Source organism: Psychrobacter nivimaris, from assembly GCF_904846365.1.
Lineage (GTDB): Bacteria > Pseudomonadota > Gammaproteobacteria > Pseudomonadales > Moraxellaceae > Psychrobacter > Psychrobacter nivimaris_B.
The window spans coordinates 1-1689 of record NZ_CAJHAL010000069.1 but is presented as its reverse complement, the minus strand read 5'-3'; the positions used below and the strand labels follow the sequence as shown (position 1 = coordinate 1689).

At 49.0% G+C, this 1689-nt stretch carries 1 rRNA gene; it reads left to right on the top strand.

Annotation, left to right across the window (positions count from 1 at the left end):
- Window positions 1-254: 254 nt before the first annotated feature.
- Window positions 255-1689 (top strand): 16S ribosomal RNA (locus JMX63_RS14345); the annotation flags it as partial.

Here is a 1689-nt window from a genome sequence, read left to right as displayed (position 1 = left end):
CACTGGACGACAGTGTCAGACATTATTTAAAAGCATAACTAAAGAACAACTTGTGTGGATTTTTGCTGATTCAGAATGCTAAAAAATAAAGTTGACTATCTTTTCTTTTCGGAAAGATTATTAACTATAAAAATTATCATTTAAGACAGCAGAAAAACTCAAAGTTAATTCATTACGAACATAATTTTTAGCGATTTTGCCAGATTAAATGAGCCAAGTTTAGAAGCTTCTTTAAAGAGCTTCATAGCAAGATTAAACTGAAGAGTTTGATCATGGCTCAGATTGAACGCTGGCGGCAGGCTTAACACATGCAAGTCGAGCGGAAACGATGGTAGCTTGCTACCAGGCGTCGAGCGGCGGACGGGTGAGTAATACTTAGGAATCTACCTAGTAGTGGGGGATAGCACGGGGAAACTCGTATTAATACCGCATACGACCTACGGGAGAAAGGGGGCAGTTTACTGCTCTCGCTATTAGATGAGCCTAAGTCGGATTAGCTAGATGGTGGGGTAAAGGCCTACCATGGCGACGATCTGTAGCTGGTCTGAGAGGATGATCAGCCACACCGGGACTGAGACACGGCCCGGACTCCTACGGGAGGCAGCAGTGGGGAATATTGGACAATGGGGGAAACCCTGATCCAGCCATGCCGCGTGTGTGAAGAAGGCCTTTTGGTTGTAAAGCACTTTAAGCAGTGAAGAAGACTCTTCGGTTAATACCCGGAGACGATGACATTAGCTGCAGAATAAGCACCGGCTAACTCTGTGCCAGCAGCCGCGGTAATACAGAGGGTGCAAGCGTTAATCGGAATTACTGGGCGTAAAGCGAGCGTAGGTGGCTTGATAAGTCAGATGTGAAATCCCCGGGCTTAACCTGGGAACTGCATCTGAAACTGTTAGGCTAGAGTAGGTGAGAGGGAAGTAGAATTTCAGGTGTAGCGGTGAAATGCGTAGAGATCTGAAGGAATACCGATGGCGAAGGCAGCTTCCTGGCATCATACTGACACTGAGGCTCGAAAGCGTGGGTAGCAAACAGGATTAGATACCCTGGTAGTCCACGCCGTAAACGATGTCTACTAGTCGTTGGGTCCCTTGAGGACTTAGTGACGCAGCTAACGCAATAAGTAGACCGCCTGGGGAGTACGGCCGCAAGGTTAAAACTCAAATGAATTGACGGGGGCCCGCACAAGCGGTGGAGCATGTGGTTTAATTCGATGCAACGCGAAGAACCTTACCTGGTCTTGACATATCTAGAATCCTGCAGAGATGCGGGAGTGCCTTCGGGAATTAGAATACAGGTGCTGCATGGCTGTCGTCAGCTCGTGTCGTGAGATGTTGGGTTAAGTCCCGCAACGAGCGCAACCCTTGTCCTTAGTTACCAGCGGGTTAAGCCGGGAACTCTAAGGATACTGCCAGTGACAAACTGGAGGAAGGCGGGGACGACGTCAAGTCATCATGGCCCTTACGACCAGGGCTACACACGTGCTACAATGGTAGGTACAGAGGGCAGCTACACAGCGATGTGATGCGAATCTCAAAAAGCCTATCGTAGTCCAGATTGGAGTCTGCAACTCGACTCCATGAAGTAGGAATCGCTAGTAATCGCGGATCAGAATGCCGCGGTGAATACGTTCCCGGGCCTTGTACACACCGCCCGTCACACCATGGGAGTTGATTGCACCAGAAGTGG